This is a genomic window from Salmonella enterica subsp. enterica serovar Typhimurium str. LT2, from assembly GCF_000006945.2.
Classification (GTDB): domain Bacteria; phylum Pseudomonadota; class Gammaproteobacteria; order Enterobacterales; family Enterobacteriaceae; genus Salmonella; species Salmonella enterica.
The window spans coordinates 3,690,255-3,709,850 of the sequence record NC_003197.2; the positions used below are offsets into that span (position 1 = coordinate 3,690,255).

The 19,596-nt window shown below is 53.2% G+C and carries 12 protein-coding genes, 1 pseudogene and 13 other annotated features; of the genes and pseudogenes, 3 read left to right on the forward strand and 10 right to left on the reverse strand.

Annotated elements, in window-relative coordinates; translation table 11 throughout:
• Positions 1 to 42 precede the first annotated feature (42 nt).
• The 3 genes from STM3527 to STM3529 all read right to left on the reverse strand — a co-directional run bounded on the left by STM3527 (position 43) and on the right by STM3529 (position 3,367).
• Positions 43 to 598 (reverse strand): putative inner membrane protein gene (locus STM3527; RefSeq protein NP_462429.1). Within the gene, positions 43 to 588 belong to an annotated coding region; the region does not span the whole gene.
• Positions 593 to 598 (reverse strand) — a ribosome-binding site (putative RBS for STM3527; RegulonDB:STMS1H003519). (Overlaps the previous gene by 6 nt.)
• Positions 598 to 2,162, reverse strand: a protein-coding gene (locus STM3528; protein NP_462430.1) for a putative periplasmic phosphate-binding protein. Within the gene, positions 598 to 2,157 belong to an annotated coding region; the region does not span the whole gene. Before STM3528 ends, STM3527 begins: the two co-directional genes overlap by 1 nt.
• Positions 2,157 to 2,162, reverse strand: a ribosome-binding site (putative RBS for STM3528; RegulonDB:STMS1H003520). Its footprint overlaps the gene before it by 6 nt.
• Positions 2,163 to 2,250: 88 nt before the next feature.
• The gene (locus tag STM3529) for a putative glycerol dehydrogenase (RefSeq protein ID NP_462431.1) occupies positions 2,251 to 3,367 on the reverse strand. Within the gene, positions 2,251 to 3,360 belong to an annotated coding region; the region does not span the whole gene.
• Positions 3,362 to 3,367 (reverse strand) — a ribosome-binding site (putative RBS for STM3529; RegulonDB:STMS1H003521). Its footprint overlaps the gene before it by 6 nt.
• 330 nt (positions 3,368 to 3,697) lie before the next feature.
• Here STM3529 and STM3530 point away from each other — a divergent pair.
• The 3 genes and pseudogenes from STM3530 (at position 3,698) to STM3532 (ending at position 7,693) form a co-directional block, all read left to right on the forward strand.
• Positions 3,698 to 5,032: pseudogene (locus STM3530) on the forward strand (pseudogene; frameshift; putative permease).
• Positions 5,012 to 5,017: a ribosome-binding site (putative RBS for STM3531; RegulonDB:STMS1H003523), on the forward strand. It overlaps the preceding pseudogene by 6 nt.
• Positions 5,012 to 6,744, forward strand: a protein-coding gene (locus STM3531) for a putative dihydroxyacid dehydratase (protein NP_462432.1). Within the gene, positions 5,029 to 6,744 belong to an annotated coding region; the region does not span the whole gene. Before STM3530 ends, STM3531 begins: the two are co-directional and overlap by 21 nt.
• Positions 6,745 to 6,775: 31 nt before the next feature.
• Positions 6,776 to 6,781, forward strand: a ribosome-binding site (putative RBS for STM3532; RegulonDB:STMS1H003524).
• Positions 6,776 to 7,693 (forward strand): putative dihydrodipicolinate synthetase gene (locus STM3532; protein NP_462433.1). Within the gene, positions 6,788 to 7,693 belong to an annotated coding region; the region does not span the whole gene. (Overlaps the previous feature by 6 nt.)
• Positions 7,694 to 7,736: 43 nt before the next feature.
• On the opposite strand, the gene STM3533 is transcribed toward STM3532, so the two are convergent.
• The 7 genes from STM3533 to asd all read right to left on the reverse strand — a co-directional run bounded on the left by STM3533 (position 7,737) and on the right by asd (position 19,507).
• Positions 7,737 to 8,492, reverse strand: a complete 756-nt coding sequence (locus tag STM3533; protein NP_462434.1) for a putative bacterial transcriptional regulator — start codon at positions 8,490 to 8,492, stop codon at positions 7,737 to 7,739.
• A gap of 177 nt (positions 8,493 to 8,669) precedes the next feature.
• The gene (gene glgP / locus STM3534; RefSeq protein ID NP_462435.1) for a glycogen phosphorylase occupies positions 8,670 to 11,131 on the reverse strand. Within the gene, positions 8,670 to 11,117 belong to an annotated coding region; the region does not span the whole gene.
• Positions 11,126 to 11,131: a ribosome-binding site (putative RBS for glgP; RegulonDB:STMS1H003525), on the reverse strand. Its footprint overlaps the gene before it by 6 nt.
• Before the next feature lie 5 nt (positions 11,132 to 11,136).
• The gene (gene glgA / locus STM3535) for a glycogen synthase (RefSeq protein NP_462436.1) occupies positions 11,137 to 12,581 on the reverse strand. Within the gene, positions 11,137 to 12,570 belong to an annotated coding region; the region does not span the whole gene.
• Positions 12,570 to 14,024 (reverse strand): glucose-1-phosphate adenylyltransferase gene (glgC, locus tag STM3536; protein ID NP_462437.1). Within the gene, positions 12,570 to 13,865 belong to an annotated coding region; the region does not span the whole gene. The genes glgA and glgC overlap by 12 nt, the downstream gene beginning before the upstream one ends.
• Positions 12,576 to 12,581, reverse strand: a ribosome-binding site (putative RBS for glgA; RegulonDB:STMS1H003526). Its footprint overlaps the gene before it by 6 nt.
• Positions 13,872 to 13,877, reverse strand: a ribosome-binding site (putative RBS for glgC; RegulonDB:STMS1H003527).
• Positions 13,880 to 15,864, reverse strand: a protein-coding gene (gene glgX / locus STM3537) for a glycosyl hydrolase (protein ID NP_462438.1). Within the gene, positions 13,880 to 15,856 belong to an annotated coding region; the region does not span the whole gene. Before glgX ends, glgC begins: the two co-directional genes overlap by 145 nt.
• Positions 14,000 to 14,008 (reverse strand) — a -10 signal (putative -10_signal for glgC; RegulonDB:STMLTH004602). Its footprint overlaps the gene before it by 9 nt.
• Positions 14,016 to 14,024, reverse strand: a -35 signal (putative -35_signal for glgC; RegulonDB:STMLTH004602).
• Positions 15,853 to 18,053, reverse strand: a protein-coding gene (gene glgB, locus STM3538) for a 1,4-alpha-glucan branching enzyme (protein NP_462439.1). Within the gene, positions 15,853 to 18,039 belong to an annotated coding region; the region does not span the whole gene. The genes glgX and glgB overlap by 12 nt, the downstream gene beginning before the upstream one ends.
• Positions 15,859 to 15,864 (reverse strand) — a ribosome-binding site (putative RBS for glgX; RegulonDB:STMS1H003528). (Overlaps the previous gene by 6 nt.)
• Positions 18,048 to 18,053: a ribosome-binding site (putative RBS for glgB; RegulonDB:STMS1H003529), on the reverse strand. Its footprint lies within the gene glgB.
• A gap of 332 nt (positions 18,054 to 18,385) precedes the next feature.
• Positions 18,386 to 19,507, reverse strand: a protein-coding gene (gene asd, locus STM3539) for an aspartate-semialdehyde dehydrogenase (RefSeq protein ID NP_462440.1). Within the gene, positions 18,386 to 19,492 belong to an annotated coding region; the region does not span the whole gene.
• Positions 19,502 to 19,507 (reverse strand) — a ribosome-binding site (putative RBS for asd; RegulonDB:STMS1H003530). It overlaps the preceding gene by 6 nt.
• Positions 19,508 to 19,596: the final 89 nt, after the last annotated feature.

Consider the following 19,596-nt stretch of genomic DNA (forward strand, 5'->3'; position numbering starts at 1 on the left):
ATCCGGGGCGGTTTATACCGCCCTTTTCGCCACATACCGCATTCACTCGCCGGGTTTTGTACAGCCGGGCATATGATTAGTGATACGGTAGCGATCGACACTTATTTGGGTAATAAAGAAGGGTTTTGCCCGCGCTTCGCTATTCCAGAGAGTTTTCCCCGTTTTACACCAGCTTTTATGAGAAAAGTTGGCATAATGAACCACACTCTCCTCCCCCAGCACGCTTTCAAAATGCGCGCGTTTATCACCGTCGGCCACGCTAAAGTCAGCATAAAAAAGATTGCTGTCCAGGTTAAACGTCATCTCTATTTCACTGGCGGACGATGGAAAGAACACAGGCAGCCAGGTCCAGATACCGGATTGCTCGGGTATGGCGGCATAATCAGGAAAATAGCTTACCTGGCGATCATCGCAGGCGGTCAGCACAGCGATGATGATTAATGCTGCACCACACCGGAGGACCTGATTAATCAGCTCAGCAACAATATCTTTATGCCACGAAGTGGATTCACGCCGTGCAATACGAATATCAGCGCCGCTGGCCGGGTCTATGCCAACCCGTTCCACATATAATTTAACCTCTTCCATTTAGTCCCTTTATTTCGCGGCCGGATACAGCGGCACATATCCCACATCCTGCACCAACTGTTGTCCCTGCGGGCTTAGAAACCAGTCCACCAGCTTTTGTGTTTCCGCTGTGGGGTGTTCACGGGTGACCATATAAACATCAACCGTGTACGGGTAACTGCCGTTACGAATATTTTCAACCGTCGGCGCAACATCGTTTATCGCCAGTAATTTAATCTCTTTATTGCTGTGCATCTGCGTAGCGTAATAACGAAAGGTATAGCCAATGGCGTTGTGCGTATTGCGATACTCAGCCACGATATCCACCATATCCCCCATCGCGGTTGCCACTGATGTTGTTTGCGCTGGCATCAGCTTCGTTTCTTTCATTACCTTCGCCAGCATCGCCGTTTGGCTGCCAGAGTTTTCCGGTCGCTGCCAGGGCTTAATGTCGATTGCCTCTCCGCCCACCTCATTCCAGTGGGTGATTCTTCCGCTAAAAATGCCGCGAATTTGTACATCACTCAACGATGACACGGGATTGTTTTGGTTGACGATAAACACAAACGCTTCACGTGCAAAGGGGGTGTAAACCAGTTTTACGCCACTGGCCTCGGCCAATTGCTTTTGAGCAGTGGAAGGCTGGGCGACAAAAATAAGATCGGCATTACCGTTAAGGATATTTTGATAGGCTTCAATGGTTCCCTGGTTTTCAAGGTAGTCTTCAGGGCAGATATCATCCGGAAAGCGCGTAAGCGCATAAAAAGCCGAGGCGTATAACGGCAAGCCAGCCGTTGCGCCATCGAGCCGCGGCCAATTTTGAGTGAGCAAAAGTGTCGGTTCATCGCGCAGCCCGGTTAGCTTGTTGCCCCATGTGTGCGCCTGATAATCGCGGAAATAAAGATATTCACTGCTCTCGGGAGCGGGATACTTCACGGCATAAAGATGTGACTGGTATACGGCACAGCTCCCGAAAAACAGCAGGCAAATCACCAGCAGGTTACGACAAGTGTAGCCCGCACCGCCGCGTAGCACTCCCCAACGCGCACCGCCATACCCTAATGCAAAACAGAGCTGCGAGCCAACCGGGATGAGCAACACTGCCCATACCCAGCCGTTGAAAAAGGATATTACGCGGGGTACTAACCAAAGCGTTTGCACCACCTGGGCGATGGGCTTACACCCTATCGCGCGAATATTAAGATCGGTGAGAAACATCAGGATGACCCACCCCATCAGCACCACCAGAGCGGGCATAAGCAGGCAGCAATCACGCCATTCTGGATTTACCTCTGATGCATTTCCCTTTCCCCATATCCGGCCACAAAGAAAAATTAACCCTGCGCCCAGAAGCGCTACCGGGATAATGGTCGCCTCCTCAATAGATCGCGCGACGGGGATACTATTTTCAAGAACGCTAATGTACGCCCACATTCCCCCCACGATAATCGTAATAATGTTCACCAGCAGCGGCACGCCGATAAACGCCATTATGATTGACAAAAAAAGCCAATTAGCATTTTTCATTTTTCTATCCGCTAATCCCTGCGATAACGGAAGTATAAACCCGGTAGTCCTGAGCCCACCCATGCATTTTTCTGAAATCGCGACGTTAAAACATTCACGATAGCGGCAGACAGAAGTTGAAAGTTCCGGCTGCCGTTTTTTATTTACAGGCTCACATTAACCTGCAAGATCGATCTTTTTCCGCGCCTGCCCAACAGCATCGGCGGCCCGCAATGCCGCCTGCACAGCCTCCGGCGTAATGGTAAACGGCTCGTTGTGTATCGTTTCCCCAGTTTGACAAGACGCCCTGGCAACGGCCAGCAGTTCATCATCGCTAACGCCAGCCAGACCAATATCCGCCAGCGTGGTGGGCAAGCCTATATCTTCACAAAATTGATAAACCTCCTCGATAAGCTCAGGCGCTCTATCGGTGAGCATAAGCATTGCCAGCGTGCCAAACGCAACCTTTTCCCCATGCCAGTATTTGTGCGTGGCGGGCAGTACTGTCAGACCGTTATGAATGGCGTGCGCCGCCGCCAGCCCACCGCTTTCAAAACCAAGCCCGGATAATAGCGTATTCGCTTCGATAACATGTTCGAGCGCCGGAGTAACCTGATGTTGTTCACAGGCAAGTTTCGCCAGGCGTCCATAGCGCATTAAGGTGGTGTAGCAAAAGCGCGCCAGCTCAAATGCGGTCATCGGTCCTGGCCTGGTGGTCATATTGCCGGCCCCTTTGATGCGGCAATCTTCCGCTTCAAACCAGGTTGCCAGCGCATCGCCTATCCCGGAAACCAAAAAGCGTACCGGCGCGGCAGCAATAATACTGCTGTCCACCAGCACAAGCGTCGGGTTACGTGGAATCATCAGGTAGCGTTTGAATTTCCCTTCTGGCGTATAGATAACAACCAGTGAACTGCACGGCGCATCCGTTGAGGCCAGAGTAGGAACCACGGCAATAGGCAGCCGCAGGCTGGCGCCGGTTGCTTTTGCCGTATCCAGGGTTTTCCCGCCCCCCATACCAACAATCACATCGGCGCCAATTTCCTGCGCGCGTGCGGAGATGCGAGCAATTTCCTCATCACAGCACTCGCTACTGAACACTTCGATATCAAATTCAATCACCCCGTGCAGTGCTGTTGCAACTGTATCCCGGTAGGTGTTGTGAACAACAGGATCCTGCAAAATCAGCGCCTTATGACCGAGTGCGGCCAATTCCTGCGGGAGATGCGTTGTCAACGCTCCTTTACCCTGAACATATCGTGACGGAAAGATCGCGGTAGTAACCATTGTTTCTCCTTAAAAAGCATTAAAGTTCAATATACAGAACACAAATTCCACATAAAGAATTTAATGCTGTTTACTCTGAACGCACAATGACCAGGTGAGAGCATAATCTTATCCTGTGAGGCAGCGCACAATTTTGGCGATGTATTAGACCGATGAGCAGTTTCCATTGGGTTATCCGCTCTTTCTCACCTTATCTCCGTTCATTTTTGAAGCAAATCACAAAATATAACCTTCCTTAGAGTATGGAATTGACGCTGTATGAATACGTCGGCATAGTGTCAATATACAGAACAGAAGTTCCATATACAGAACACATTTTTGATACTAAAGGGATGCAATGATGAGCATTGAAATAGAGAAACCGACCACACGAGGGCGCTGGCTGCATATTATTCCAGCCACGATCCTCGTTTATATCGTGGCCTATATGGACAGGACCAATATCGCCATTGGGATCGCAGGCGGCATGGATGAAGATTTAGGCATGACGGCTTCTTTTGCCGGTCTGGTAGCCGGGATCTTCTTTATTGGTTATATCTTCCTGCAAATTCCCGGCGGTCAGATAGCCGAGCGGCTAAGCGCCAAAAAGTTAATTGCCTGGACAATCGTCGCCTGGGGTGGCTTTGCCCTGCTGACCGGTTTTGTTCAGACACCGACGCAGTTGTTGATTATTCGCTTTGTGCTCGGCGTGGCGGAAGGTGCTGTGTATCCCGCCATTCTGGCGCTGATTGGCCACTGGTTCCCAAATGAGGAGCGCGCCAGGGCTATCGCCTATTTCCAGATGAACCTGGCCGTCGCTTCTATTATTACCGGGCCGCTTTCCGGCTGGCTTATTGAAACCTACGGCTGGCGGGAGATGTTTATCATCGAAGGCTTGCTCTCTCTGGGACTGCTCTTTGTCTGGCTACCTTTGGTTTCCGATCACCCGCATCAGGCAAAGTGGCTGGATCCGAAAGAGCGCGCCTGGATCGAACAAAAATTGCTGGCCGATCGCGCGTTGAGTATTGGCGGAGAACAAAGCAGCATTCGCGGCGTATTAAAAAGCATCAACCTGTGGAAGCTTGTCGGTATCTATTTCTTCGTACAGGTCGGCTTCTATGGCTTCGCGCTATGGATGCCAAATCTGATTAAACACCTGACCGGCAGCGGCATGACCATCGTTGGGGTACTCACTGCGGCGCCTTACGTTCTGTGCATCATCGGTCAGTATTACATCGCCAAATGGTGTGATAAAACGATGAATCGCCGCCTTTACACGGCTATTCCTCTGCTGGGTTTCGCGGTCTGCCTCGCCCTCTCCTTATTACTGAAAGATAACGTCTGGCTCGCCTACGGCATGATGGTTATTTGCGGGTTCTTCCTGCAAGCCTATGCCGGTCCATTCTGGACGCTGCCGCCATTACTCTTCGCCCCCAACGTTCTGGGCGGCGTGCGCGGCACGATCAACGCCCTGGGCAACATCGGCGGCTTTATCGGTCCGTACCTCGTCGGGCTGTTAACGGTGACGTTCTCGCAAACAGCAGGAATGACCGTACTGGTTGCCGCCCTGCTTATCGCCGTTGGACTGCTTTTCAGCTTACCTTCTGTTACCGCTCGTCCTGCAGGTAGCAGCAACACCCCTAACACCTCGACGCCGGGTGCGTCACTTAAACAGGAAGGAATCGCCAAATGAGCCAAAAATGTCAACATGCTCGCGACCTGTGGTCGCAGCTCGACGCCCTGCGTCTTGGAATGAATTACAGCAAAGAAGATGTCAATAAACTGCAGGTCCTGGTGGATGATTGCTATGGTGAAAGTCATCCGGGCAGTTTCCATCTTAACCAACTGGGCGATGAAGCCGTGCTGGGTGTTCATGAAAGCGGCGGTCGCGCGGTCCGTCACCATGTGACGGATATCTGCGACGGCTGGGGTCAGGGCCACGATGGGATGAACTACATCCTGGCATCTCGCGAAGCCATTGCCAACATGGTCGAAATTCATGCCTCAGTGGTGCCTTATGATGCCGGTATTCTGATCTCAAGCTGCGATAAATCTATCCCGGCGCATCTGATTGCCGCCGCACGCCTGAACCTGCCGCTACTGCATATTCCCGGCGGTTCTATGCGTCCGGCACCGAATATGAGTACTTCTGACCTCGGTGGGATCACTGCTAAGTTGAGGAAAGGCGAAATCGGCATTCAGCAAGTGGAAGCCATGCAGCAATGCGGTTGCCCCACCGCCGGAGCCTGCCAGTTTATGGGAACGGCCAGTACCATGCAGTGCATGTCGGAGGCCTTGGGGCTGGCCCTGCCAGGCAGCGCTTTGCTGCCATCGACCCTGGCGGAAATTCGCCGCGTTGCCAGAACTGCAGGCCACCAGGCGCTGTATCTGGCGGAGAAAAATATCACCACCCATAAGATCCTGACTCCTGCGGCGTTTGAAAATGCTATCAAAGTCCATGCTGCTATTGGTGGCAGCACCAATGCGATGATCCACCTTCCGGCCATCGCTCATGAACTTGGATGGGAGCTGAAGCCCGAACTGTTTGATCGGATCAATAACGAAATCCCTTATCTGACCAATATTCAGCCCAGCGGTGAATACGTTACCGAAATGATGTGGTTCGCTGGCGGCGTGCCAATGGTGCAATGGTATCTGCGCGATTATCTGGATCTTGATGTGCTTACCGTGACTGGCCGTACGCTCGGCGACAACCTGGAAATGCTCCATCAATCCGGCTTCTTTACCCGCAACCACGGTTACCTCAACAATTACAAAGTCAGTCCGGAGGAGGTGATCCGTAAACCAGAAAATGCCACCAAAAAAGGGTCGATTGCGGTACTGAAAGGCAACATCGCGCCTGAAGGAGCGGTCATTAAATACGCGGCCTGTGCGCCGGATATGCACCACCATACCGGTCCTGCTCGGGTCTTTAACTCCGAAGAAGACGCTCAGCAGGCCATCATCCATAACCATATCGAACCCGGCGACGTCATTTTCATTCGCTACGAAGGCGCAAAAGGCTCTGGCGCACCGGAAATGCTGATGACTACCGATGCCATAGTGTATGACAAACGCCTCGACGGAAAAGTCGCATTGATTACCGACGGTCGTTTCTCTGGAGCGACCAGCGGGCCATGTGTCGGACACGTCTCGCCAGAAGCCGCTGATGGGGGGCCGATTGCCCTGGTGGAAGATGGTGATTTAATCGAAATGGATGTGAAAGGCCGCAAGCTCAATATTGTAGGGATCGACGGGATGCCTAAAACAGAAGAGGAAATACGCCGCTGTCTTGAAGAGCGTCGAGCAAGCTGGAAGAAACCTGATTATTCAAACCGTCGCGGCGTCTTTAAACAGTTCACCGCTAATGCAACATCATTAATGGCCGGAGCCTGGCTTAAATAATATCCCTGGCGGGCTACGGCTCGCCTGTTTTAAGGATCAATACATGACTCAGATTACGAAATTTCACGGCGTATTTCCGCCAGTTCCGACCATTGTTAATGCGCAGGGAGAGTTAGATAAAGTCGGCATGGCAACCTTGCTGGATCATCTTATTGCAAGCAAGGTCAATGGCGTATTACTGCTGGGCAGTGGAGGGGAATTTTGCCATATGACCAATGCGCTGCGTCTGGAAACCGCAGAGTTTTGCGTCCGTCATATTAACCGCCGTATTCCAGTACTATTAGGTATTAGCAGCACCAGCACGCAGGAAGTGATTGAGTATGGTCAGCATGCCGACCGACTCGAAGTCGATGCCGTGCTGGTACTCAATCCCTACTATGCCAGATTGACCGATGAGTATATTTATCATCATTTCAAAACCGTGGCTAATAACATAAAAAGCCCGGTGATTCTCTACAACTTTCCAGCATTGACGGGACAGGACCTTAGCGTTGATTTAATTACCCGGCTGGCGCAAGATCACCCCAATATTATCGGCATTAAGGATACCGTTGATAATATCAGCCATATTCGTGAAATCATCAATAATGTCAGGCCAGTGCGTCCGGACTTCGTTATTTTCTCCGGCTATGATGAATATATGATGGATACGCTTATCTTAGGCGGCAACGGCGGGATCCCAGCGACAGCGAACTTTGCGCCACAGCTAACCTGCGGGATCTACCGCGCGTGGTGTGAAAAAGAGTATGAGACCATGTTCGGATTACAGCGCAGGCTGTCCGCGCTTTCCACTATTTACAGCCTGGATTCACCTTTCTTCGGGATAATCAAAAAGGCAATTCAGCTTAGCGGAGTCGATATTTCAACTCATGTAATGCCCCCCGTTTTGCCGGCAAATGAAGAACATATTTCGAATTTGAAGCAGATCTTACAGCGTGCGGGACTTTAAGCGATGACGAAAGCGGGCTTCTTGCCCGCTATGTCTTTTTATTTCAGCACATCAGACGCGTCAGGCTACGGCTGGCATCCATCATCAGCGTAGCAAGCGACTCGCGTTTATCATCGGGGATCTGGAACGTAACGCCGGATACGCTCAGGGCGGCGATCACTTTCCCCTGCGTATTGAATACCGGCACCGCAATGCAGCGCACGCCAAGGGAGTCTTCTTCGTTATCATAACCCCAGCCGCGACGGCGAATTCCTGCTAACTCCTGCTTAAGGATATTCACATCCGTGATCGTCGTATCCGTAAAACGCGTTAATATCTGATCTGGAGGCAGCAACTCCTCCAGCTCTTCCCCGCTAAGCCATGCAATCAGCACCTTTCCCAGCCCTGAGCTATGTAATGAGAGGCGCTTGCCCTCCCAGCTTCGAATCACAATAGCCTGTGGGCTTTCGACTTTCAGAAGGTAAATAGGGGCATCGCCCTCCAGAACGCCAAGATGGCAGGTCAGGCCGGTGTTATCGCGAATCTCTTCAAGAATCGGTAACGCGATTTTTTTAATATCGTACTGTTCCGCCGCTTTATTACCTAATTCATACAGGCGTAGCCCCAGATAATACTTGTCTTTTTCCTGGCGTAATAACCCATGCTCCACCATGCCGTTGAGCAAAGATGAGGTACTGCTTTTCGCAATCCCTGAATTTTGATGGATCTGGGTAAACGTTGCGCCATCGCACTCCAGAAGGTAAGCAAATACGCGCATAATTTTATCGAGAGCCGGAATAGATGTCGTAATCTTTTTCATATTATTATCAATTAATTATGGATTTTTCTGCTAATACTATACACCAGTACTCGACCCTTTTTCCATGACAGAGACCAAGTGCCGCTAACAGATTCAGCAGACGAATATCGGCATACCCCCCGAATATACCACGATAAAAAACGGGGCCGTTTGGCCCCGTTCTCAAGCGTTAAACCGCTACAACCGCACCGGATCAATATGCCAGATATTTTCGGCATACTCTTTGATGGTTCTGTCCGATGAGAAGTAGCCCATATTGGCAATGTTGAGCATCGCTTTCGTCGTCCATTCTTCCGGGCGACGATACAACTCATCCACCTTATCCTGGCAGTCCACGTAGCTGCGGTAGTCCGCCAGCACCTGATAGTGATCGCCAAAGTTAATCAGCGAATCTACCAGATCGCGGTAACGGCCTGGCTCTTCCGGATTAAAGACGCCGCTACCAATCTGCGTCAGTACCTGATGTAGCTCTTCATCTTTTTCATAATAGTCGCGAGGCTTATAACCCTGCCTGCGCAACGCTTCCACCTCTTCGGCAGTATTACCGAAGATAAAGATATTCTCCTCGCCGATATGCTCCTGCATCTCTACGTTCGCGCCATCCAGCGTACCAATGGTGAGCGCGCCGTTCAGGGCAAATTTCATATTACTGGTGCCGGAAGCTTCTGTCCCTGCCAGCGAAATCTGCTCAGACAGGTCGGCAGCGGGAATGATCACCTGCGCCAGGCTGACGCTGTAGTTCGGGATAAACACTACTTTCAGCTTGTCGCCAATCTGCGGATCGTTGTTAATCACTTTCGCCACGTCGTTGATCAGATGAATAATGTGTTTTGCCATGTAATAGGCGGAAGCCGCCTTACCGGCAAAAATATTCACCCGCGGCACCCAGTCGGCCTCCGGATTTTCTTTAATGCGGTTATAGCGGGTAATGACATGCAGTACATTCATCAACTGCCGCTTGTATTCGTGAATACGCTTAATCTGCACGTCGAATAACGCTTTAGGGTTCACCACCACATTCAGTTGTTGCGCTATCACTACCGCCAGCCGTTTTTTATTTTCCAGCTTCGCCTGACGCACCGCATGATTGACCAGCGGATAATCACAATGCTGCTTCAGCTCGCTGAGCTGGCTAAGATCGGTACGCCAGGTACGACCAATATTCTCATCCAGCACGTCAGAAAGCGGCGGGTTTGCCAGCGCCAGCCAGCGGCGCGGCGTAACGCCGTTAGTGACGTTACAAAAACGGGTCGGGAAAATCTTCGCAAAATCCGCGAACAGCGACTGCACCATCAGGTTGGAATGGAGTTCAGAAACGCCGTTGACTTTATGGCTGACCACCACCGCCAGCCAGGCCATCCGTACCCGGCGACCGTTCGACTCATCAATAATCGACGCGCGTCCAAGCAGGCTGGTATCGTTGGGATATTGCTCCTGCACCGTTTTCAGGAAATAGTCGTTAATCTCGAAGATAATCTGCAGGTGACGGGGCAGAATTTTCCCCAGCATATCGACAGGCCAGGTCTCCAGCGCCTCGCTCATCAACGTATGGTTGGTATAAGAGAAGACCTGACAGCACACCTCAAACGCGTCGTCCCAGCTAAATTTATGTTCATCAATCAGCAGGCGCATCAGCTCAGGAATTGACAGCACCGGATGCGTATCATTGAGGTGAATGGCGATTTTATCCGCCAGATTCTCATAGGTTTTATGCAGTTGATAATGACGGTGCAGGATATCCTGTACCGTCGCCGAGACCAGAAAATACTCCTGGCGCAGGCGTAGCTCTCGTCCGGAATAGGTGGAATCGTCCGGATAGAGCACCCGTGAAACGTTCTCAGAGTGGTTTTTATCTTCCACCGCCGCAAAGTAGTCGCCCTGGTTGAATTTACCGAGGTTGATTTCACTACTGGCCTGCGCATTCCACAGCCGCAGTGTGTTAGTGGCGTCGGTGTCGTAACCGGGGATGATCTGATCATACGCGACGGCCAGAATCTCTTCCGTCTCAATCCAGCGCGCTTTTTTACCTTCCTGCTGAATGCGCCCGCCAAAAAGCACCTTATAGCGCGTATTGTGGCGCTTGAACTCCCACGGGTTGCCATATTCCAGCCAGTAATCCGGAGACTCTTTTTGCCGCCCGTCGACAATATTCTGCTTAAACATGCCGTAATCGTAGCGAATGCCGTACCCGCGGCCCGGTAATCCTAGCGTCGCCAGCGAGTCCAGGAAGCAAGCCGCCAGCCGTCCTAAGCCGCCGTTGCCAAGCCCTGGGTCATTCTCTTCATCGATCAGCTCTTCGAGATCTAAGCCCATGGCCTCCAGCGCGCCTTTAACGTCGTCATAAATGCCCAACGAGAGCAGCGCGTTAGAGAGAGTACGACCAATCAAAAACTCCATCGACAGGTAATAAACCTGCCGGGTTTCCTGCGATAATTGGGCTCGATTAGAACGCAGCCAGCGCTCCACCAGACGATCGCGCACCGCGAACAACGTGGCGTTCAGCCATTCGTGTTTATTGGCAATGACCGGGTCTTTACCAATCGTAAACATCAGCTTATAGGCAATAGAATGCTTAAGCGCCTCAACGCTGAGAGTGGGCGATGCATAAGTAAACGGAGCATTCATATAAATGATTCCTGGATGACTATTTCAAGCGATAGTACAGCTCGCGGTATGATTTCGCGGCAACTTGCCAGCTAAAATCCATCGCCATCGCCTGCCGTTGTACAAACCGCCAAAGCGAAGGCCGTGACCACAACACAAAAGCACGCCGAATCGCGCGTAGCAACGACCAGGCATTACTGTCTTCAAAGACAAAACCGCTGGCGATACCGTCCGCCAGATTTTCCAGCGAACTGTCGGAGACCGTATCGGCCAACCCCCCGGTACGCCGCACCAGAGGCAGCGTGCCATACTTTAAGCCATATAACTGCGTTAAGCCGCACGGTTCGAAACGACTGGGCACCAGAATAACGTCCGCGCCGCCCATAATGCGATGCGAGAAAGCTTCGTGATAGCCGATCTGTACGCCAACCTGCCCTGGGTGTTCCGCCGCCGCCGCGAGGAACCCTTCCTGAAGCACCGGATCGCCCGCGCCGAGTAGCGCCAACTGCCCGCCCTGCTCCAGCAGCCCCGGTAACGCCTCCAGCACCAGATCCAGACCTTTCTGGTTGGTCAGACGGCTTACCACGGCGAACAGCGGCACTTTGTCGTTAACCTTCAACCCCATCGCAATTTGTAGCTGACGTTTGTTTTCCGCCTTCTCTTCCAGGGTATCGCGCGTGTAGCGCGACGCCAGCAGCAGATCGGATTCCGGGTTCCAGATCTTCTCATCCACGCCGTTCAGTATGCCGGACAAGCGCCCTTCCAGATGACGCTGACGCAGCAGGCCTTCCATACCATAAGCAAACTGCGGTTCAGTAATTTCACGCGCATAGGTCGGGCTCACCGCCGTTATATGGTCGGCATAGTACAAACCGGCCTTCAAAAAGGAGAGTTGTCCGTTGAACTCCAGCCCATGCATATTAAAGAATGACCACGGCAGTTCGATGTCATCCATATGCTTTGCATAAAACATGCCTTGATAGGCCAGGTTGTGTACGGTAAAGACCGATTTCGCCGGCCGCCCGCGCGCCGCCAGATAGGCGGGCGCCAGCCCGGCGTGCCAGTCATGGGCGTGCACCACGTCGGGGCGCCAGAATGGATCAAGTCCGCAGGCCATTTCACAGCCGACCCACCCTAACAGGGCAAAGCGCAGCACGTTATCGGTATAGGCATATAAATTCGTATCGTGATAGGGACTGCCTGGACGCTCGTACAGATGCGGCGCGTCGATCAGATAAATGCCCACGCCGTTATAATGCCCGAACAGCAGCGATATCTTACCTGCGAAAGTATCGCGGCGGCTCACCACATGCGCGTCGGGTATCCCCCGACGGATATCGGGAAACCCTGGAAGCAGAACGCGAACATCAACACCATCCGCAATTTGTGCCGCAGGCAACGCGCCTATCACATCCGCCAGCCCCCCAGTCTTCAGCAGGGGGAACATCTCTGAACATACATGTAAAACCTGCATTATCGCTCCTGTTTGACCTGCAGTTTGCGCAGCATTTCACGCGTGACCAGTACAATACCTTCTTCTGAACGGTAGAAACGACGAGCGTCCTCTTCCGCATTTTCACCAATCACCATGCCTTCCGGGATAATACAGGCACGGTCAATAACACAGCGACGTAAACGGCAGGAGCGCCCTACCCAAACCTCAGGTAACAACACTGCCGAATCAATATTACAAAAAGAATTTATTCTCACCCGTGGGAAGAGCACAGATTGCACCACCACCGAACCGGAGATAATGCAGCCGCCGGAGACCAGCGAGTTCAGCGTCATACCGTGGCTACCGGAGCGGTCCTGCACGAATTTCGCAGGCGGTAGCGATTCCATATGCGTACGGATAGGCCAGTTCTGGTCATACATATCCAGCTCCGGCGTCACCGAGGCTAAATCCAGGTTCGCCTTCCAGTAAGCTTCCAGCGTACCTACATCGCGCCAGTACGGTTCGGCTTGTGGATCGGACTGCACGCAGGAGAGCGGGAAAGGATGCGCGTAAGCCATACCTTCGCGGGTGATTTTGGGGATAATGTCTTTACCGAAATCGTGGCTGGAAGCGTCATCTTTATCGTCTGCCGCCAGCAATTCATACAGGTAATCGGCGTCAAAAACGTAAATGCCCATACTGGCCAGCGATTTGCTGGCGTCACCAGGCATTGCGGGGGGATTCGCCGGTTTTTCGACAAAATCAATAATCTTGTCGCTTTCATCGACCGCCATCACGCCGAACGCCGTCGCTTCTTTGATCGGCACCGGCATACAGGCCACCGTGCAACGCGCGCCCTTTTCAACGTGATCGATCAACATACGCGAGTAGTCCTGCTTGTAGATATGATCGCCTGCCAGGATGACGACATATTCCGCTTTATAGCGACGAATAATATCCAGGTTCTGGGTCACCGCGTCTGCCGTGCCGCGATACCAGTTTTCGCCCTTCATACGCTGTTGGGCTGGCAGCAGATCGACAAATTCGTTCATCTCTTCGCTAAACAGTGACCAGCCGCGCTGAATATGCTGCACCAGCGTATGGGACTGATACTGAGTGATCACGCCGATACGGCGAATCCCGGAGTTCAGACAATTAGATAAGGCGAAATCGATGATGCGGAACTTCCCACCAAAGTGGACGGCTGGTTTGGCGCGTTTGTTCGTTAAATCTTTTAGACGCGTGCCGCGGCCGCCGGCCAGGATTAGGGCAACAGATTTCAATGGCAGCTGGCGCGCCAACATTACACGATCGTTCTTCTCTAAACTCACCATGATTAACTCCTTTTTTATCCTCTCTGGAACACACACAGTCCATGCGCAGGTCCCTGCCAGACCGCCGTTATCACCGGATTATCCTCTCCAGCGAATGGGGGAACGGCGCGCCATTCCCCTTCGGGTAAAACTATATCTGTCACCTCAAGCGTGGCATTTATCGCAATCAGAAAACGGTCCGACAACAGAATTTGCATCAGCTTAGGCCCGTTTTGCCACTCATCCGCACTCAAGGGTTGCGCGTTTTTATTCAGCCAACGCACGTTGCCATCGCCTTCTTCCCACCAGCTATTGCCGGTTAAAGCCGGTATCTGCTGACGCAAACGAATCAGCGCGGCGGTAAACGTGGTTAACCCACGATTTGCCTGCTGCCAGTCCAGCCAGGTTAAGGCATTATCCTGACAGTAGGCGTTATTGTTGCCATGCTGGCTATGGCCGTGTTCATCGCCTGCCAGCAGCATCGGCGTTCCCTGAGAGAGCAGTAGCGTCGCCAGCAGGGCATGAATGCTGTCGCGCCGCCGCTCCATTAAATCAAGCGGACCGCCTAATCCTTCTTTACCATGATTGTCGCTGTAATTGCTGTTGGTGCCGTCGCGATTTTCCTCACCGTTCGCCTCATTGTGTTTCTGATTGAAACAGACGCAGTCCCGGAGCGTAAAACCGTCATGCGCCGTGAGCAGATTGACAGAGGCGCCGGGCGCGCGGCCATTGCGTTTAAACACATCGCTGGAAGCGGCGAAACGACAGGCAAACTCCCCGGTCGTCAGGTTACGCGGCAACCAGAATCGGCGGGCCGCATCGCGAAAATGATCGTTCCACTCGGCAAACGGTGGCGGAAAATTCCCGACCTGATAGCCGCCCTCGCCAATATCCCACGGTTCAGCAATCAGCTTGACCGTTGATAACACAGGACACGCTTTAATCGCGGCAAACAGCGGCGCATCCTGGCGAAACGTCGGCGTGCGCCCCATGACGGACGCCAAATCAAAACGAAAACCATCGACATGACAGGTTTCCACCCAATAGCGCAAACACTCGCACGCGTATTCCACCACGCCGGGATGGCTTAAATTGAGCGTGTTGCCGCACCCCGTCCAGTTGTGATAATCGCCATCGTCCCTTATCCAATAATAGCTACGGTTATCAATTCCGCGCAGGGAGAAGGTTGGACCGTCCAGATCCAGCTCGGCGCTATGGTTTAATACGATGTCCAGAATGACCTCAATCCCCGCACGATGCAGCGCTTTCACCGCATCGCGAAACTCGTCCAGCGCCGTCTCGGGCGAACTGGCCCAGGCGGGATGCAGCGCGAACATCGCCATCGGGTTATAACCCCAATAATTGGTCAGCCCCATACGTTGCAGGCGCGGCTCGCTGGCAAACTGCGCCACCGGCAACAGTTCCAGCGCCGTAATGCCAAGCTGTTTGAAGTACGCCACCATGACCGGATGACCGAGCGCTTTATAGGTACCGCGTATCTCCTGGGGGAGCTCCGGATGCAGGTAGGTAAGCCCTTTGACATGCGCTTCATAGATGACCGTTTTTCCCCACGGCGTGCGCGGCGCGGCGTCATCTTCCCAGTCATAATGGTCGCTGATTACCACGCTTTTCGGCGCCACCGCCGCGTTATCGCGGTAGTCCGGTTCATCGTGTCCGCCGTGCAACAGCGGATGATCTTTTAGTTCGCCCTCGACCCGGCGCGCATAAGGATCAAGCAGTAACTTCGCCGGATTAAACCGATGCCCCTGCGCTGGCTGCCACGGGCCATGTACGCGATAGCCATAGCGCAAACCTGGCCTGGCGCCGGCCAGATAACCATGCCAGACATCGCCGCGACGTCCTGGCAGGTCATAGCGACGCTCATTCCCTCGGGAATCAAAAACGCACAGCTCTACGCGCTCCGCATGGGCGGAAAAGAGCGTGAAATTCACGCCATGACCGTCATACGTTGCGCCATGCGGCGTTGCTTCGCCGATCGCAAGCTGCGTCATTCCCCCTCCCGCATCAGCCAGATCGTCGCCAACGGCGGTAACGTCAGGTTAAGAGAGTGCTGACGGCCATGGCTTTCGATCTCATCGCTGTGCACCACGCCGCCATTGCCGGTGTTGCTACCGTGATAATGCATCGAATCAGTATTGAGAATTTCACGCCAGCGTCCCGGCTGGTTGATGCCAAAGCGGTAGTCGTGGCGAGGAACGGGCGTAAAGTTGCTGGCGACGATGATCTCGTTACCGGCTTTATCACGGCGTACAAAAATCAGTACCGAGCGTTCATTGTCATCGACCACCAGCCACTCAAAGCCGTAAGCATCAAAATCCAGCTCATGCAACGCTTTATGGTGGCGATAGGTGTGGTTGAGATCGCGCACCAGACGCTGAACCCCGTGGTGCCAGTTATCGCCCCCCTCCAGCAGGTGCCAGTCGAGGCTGGCGTCATGGTTCCACTCGCGTCCCTGGGCAAACTCATTCCCCATAAACAGCAGTTTCTTGCCGGGGAAGGCCCACATCCAACCATAATAGGCGCGCAGGTTGGCGAATTTTTGCCACGCATCGCCCGGCATACGATCGAGAATGGATTTCTTGCCGTGAACCACCTCATCGTGCGACAGCGGCAGAACAAAGTTTTCGGTATGGTTGTACAACATACCAAAGGTCAGCTTGTCGTGATGATACTGGCGGTACACCGGGTCCAGCTTCATGTAGTCCAGCGTGTCGTGCATCCAGCCCAGATTCCACTTGTACCAGAACCCCAGCCCACCCGTTTCCGGTGGACGCGTCACGCCAGAGAAGTCTGTCGACTCTTCCGCCATGCTGACCGCGCCGGGCACCTGCTCGCCAATAATGCGGTTGGTATTACGCAGAAACTCAATGGCTTCCAGGTTTTCACGACCGCCGAACTCGTTCGGTATCCACTCGCCCTCTTTGCGGCTGTAGTCGCGGTAGATCATAGAGGCCACCGCATCGACACGCAGCGCATCAATCCCAAAACGCTCCATCCAGTACAGGGCGTTACCCACCAGATAATTACTGACTTCACGACGACCATAGTTGTAGATCAGCGTATTCCAGTCCTGGTGATAGCCCTCGCGCGGGTCGCTGTGCTCATAGAGGTGGGTGCCGTCAAACTCCGCGAGGCTAAATTCATCGGACGGGAAATGGCCCGGCACCCAGTCGAGAATGACGTTAAGGCCCGCCGCATGGGCCGCATTGATGAAATAACGGAAGTCGTCTCGCGTACCAAAGCGGCGGGTCGGCGCGTAGAGGCCGGTCGGCTGGTAGCCCCAACTGCCGTCAAACGGATGTTCGTTGACCGGCAAGAGTTCAAGGTGAGTAAAGCCCATCCATTTGGCGTAAGGCACAAGCTGATCCGCCAGCTCACGATAGCTCAGCCAGAAATTGTTATCCGTATGGCGGCGCCATGAACCTAAATGCACCTCATAAATCGAGATCGGCGCATCAAACTGATTGGCTTTTTGTCGTTCTTCGCCTGGCGTCACTTTCTCCGGCAGTCCGCAAATCATCGACGCCGTTTCCGGACGCATCTGCGCCTCAAAAGCATAGGGATCGGCTTTAATGCGCAGATTACCGTTCGCATCAAGCAGCTCGAATTTATACAGTTGTCCATTATGCGCGCCGGGGATAAACAGCTCCCAAATACCGCTCTCTTTGCGCAGACGCATCGGGTGGCGACGCCCATCCCAATAGTTGAATTGCCCGACAACCGAAACGCGACGAGCATTAGGCGCCCAGACGGAGAAACGGGTGCCGGTGACGCCATCCATCGTATCGGCGTGCGCGCCCAGCGTTTCATAAGGACGCAGGTGGGTGCCTTCCGACAATAGCCAGGCATCCATTTCCTGTATTAATGGACCAAAACGGTAAGGATCGTCGATGAGGTTCTGCTGTCCGTGCCAGGTCACGGCGAGCTGATAGCGAAAGAAATTTTTACGTCGGGGTAAAACGCCGCAGAAAAAACCGCGAGCGTCGAGACATTCCAGTTTGCCGACTTTACGTCCGGTTTTGGGCTCAATCACCCATACGTCGGTGGCGTCAGGTAAGAGGGCGCGGACTTCTAGTCCGGCTTGGGTCTGGTGCATTCCGAGTACGGAAAAAGGGTCCGCAAAATGTCCTGCAATTAGCGCATTAATCACGTCTCTATCGATACGACTGGACATGGTTTGTCATCCTGTTTTGTGGCGTCACTCCATCTCACTGAATTCAACATCAGGTAGTGACACTTCTTTGACCTGAACGGCGCAGCACACTGTGCATCCTATCTGCGTCGTCCTACCTTCAGGTTAGGCTTAATACCCGTGGGATTAAGCTACCCTTAAAGAATAGCCAATGCTCTGCTTAACTCCTGATAAAAATGAAACATCTGCGTTTACTCCTGTATTACGCAAAAAAAGGGTGACGATGCACCCCTGGTTTAACACAAATTTCCCCGCCGGATGGCGGCGCTGACGCGCCTTATCCGGCCTACAGAACCACACGCAGGCCCGATAAGCGCTGCAATAGCCACTACGCCAACTGGCGCAGCATTCGACGCAGCGGCTCGGCGGCGCCCCATAACAACTGGTCGCCTACGGTAAACGCCGACAAGAACTCTGGCCCCATGTTCAGCTTACGCAGACGACCAACCGGCGTAGTCAACGTGCCGGTCACCGCCGCCGGGGTTAATTCGCGCATAGTGATATCACGATCGTTCGGCACCACTTTCGCCCACGGATTATGTGCCGCCAGCAGTTCTTCCACCGTCGGAATGGATACCTCTTTTTTCAGCTTGATGGTGAACGCCTGGCTGTGACAGCGCAGCGCGCCGACGCGCACACACAAACCATCAACCGGAATCACAGAGGCAGTATTGAGAATCTTGTTGGTTTCCGCCTGGCCTTTCCACTCTTCGCGGCTCTGGCCGTTATCGAGCTGTTTGTCGATCCAGGGGATCAGGCTTCCCGCCAGCGGTACGCCAAAGTTATCAACCGGCAGCTCGCCGCTGCGGGTCAATGCCGTAACTTTGCGTTCAATATCAAGAATTGCGGAAGACGGCGTCGCCAGTTCATCGGCGACATGGCCATACAACTGACCCATCTGGGTTAACAGCTCGCGCATATGGCGCGCGCCGCCGCCGGAGGCGGCCTGATAGGTCGCGACGGATACCCAGTCAACGAGATTATGGGCAAAGAGACCGCCCAGCGACATCAACATCAGGCTAACGGTACAGTTACCGCCCACAAAGGTCTTCACGCCATTGTTCAGGCCGTCGGTAATCACGTCCTGGTTGACCGGGTCGAGAATAATAATGGCATCATCTTTCATGCGCAGCGTAGAAGCCGCATCAATCCAGTAACCCTGCCATCCGCTTTCGCGCAGCTTTGGATAAATTTCGTTGGTATAATCGCCGCCCTGGCAGGTCACGATGATATCGAGCGCTTTTAGCGCATCCAGATCAAAAGCGTCCTGTAGCGTGCCGGTGGAGGTGTCGCCGAAGGTGGGCGCCGCCTGTCCAAACTGGGAGGTAGAAAAGAAAACAGGGCGAATAGCGTCGAAATCGCGCTCCTCTACCATGCGTTGCATGAGAACAGAGCCGACCATTCCGCGCCAGCCGATAAAACCAACATTTTTCATAGCGTTTTTTTCCTGCAAAGAGATGTGCTGTGTATGCGCGCCAGTATCCTGTGGCGCATCCTTCACCATACAAAAAGCAGCCAAAGTCGCAAGTGAAATTAATC

Coding starts and splice junctions, on each gene's coding strand:
- glgP (NP_462435.1), bottom strand. CDS start 11,117: ATGAATGCTCCGTTTACTTATGCATCGCCCACTCTCAGCGTTGAGGCG.
- glgA (NP_462436.1), bottom strand. CDS start 12,570: ATGCAGGTTTTACATGTATGTTCAGAGATGTTCCCCCTGCTGAAGACT.
- asd (NP_462440.1), bottom strand. CDS start 19,492: ATGAAAAATGTTGGTTTTATCGGCTGGCGCGGAATGGTCGGCTCTGTT.
- STM3528 (NP_462430.1), bottom strand. CDS start 2,157: ATGGGTGGGCTCAGGACTACCGGGTTTATACTTCCGTTATCGCAGGGA.
- STM3527 (NP_462429.1), bottom strand. CDS start 588: ATGGAAGAGGTTAAATTATATGTGGAACGGGTTGGCATAGACCCGGCC.
- STM3533 (NP_462434.1), bottom strand. CDS start 8,492: ATGAAAAAGATTACGACATCTATTCCGGCTCTCGATAAAATTATGCGC.
- glgC (NP_462437.1), bottom strand. CDS start 13,865: ATGGTGAGTTTAGAGAAGAACGATCGTGTAATGTTGGCGCGCCAGCTG.
- STM3532 (NP_462433.1), top strand. CDS start 6,788: ATGACTCAGATTACGAAATTTCACGGCGTATTTCCGCCAGTTCCGACC.
- glgX (NP_462438.1), bottom strand. CDS start 15,856: ATGACGCAGCTTGCGATCGGCGAAGCAACGCCGCATGGCGCAACGTAT.
- STM3531 (NP_462432.1), top strand. CDS start 5,029: ATGAGCCAAAAATGTCAACATGCTCGCGACCTGTGGTCGCAGCTCGAC.
- glgB (NP_462439.1), bottom strand. CDS start 18,039: ATGTCCAGTCGTATCGATAGAGACGTGATTAATGCGCTAATTGCAGGA.
- STM3529 (NP_462431.1), bottom strand. CDS start 3,360: ATGGTTACTACCGCGATCTTTCCGTCACGATATGTTCAGGGTAAAGGA.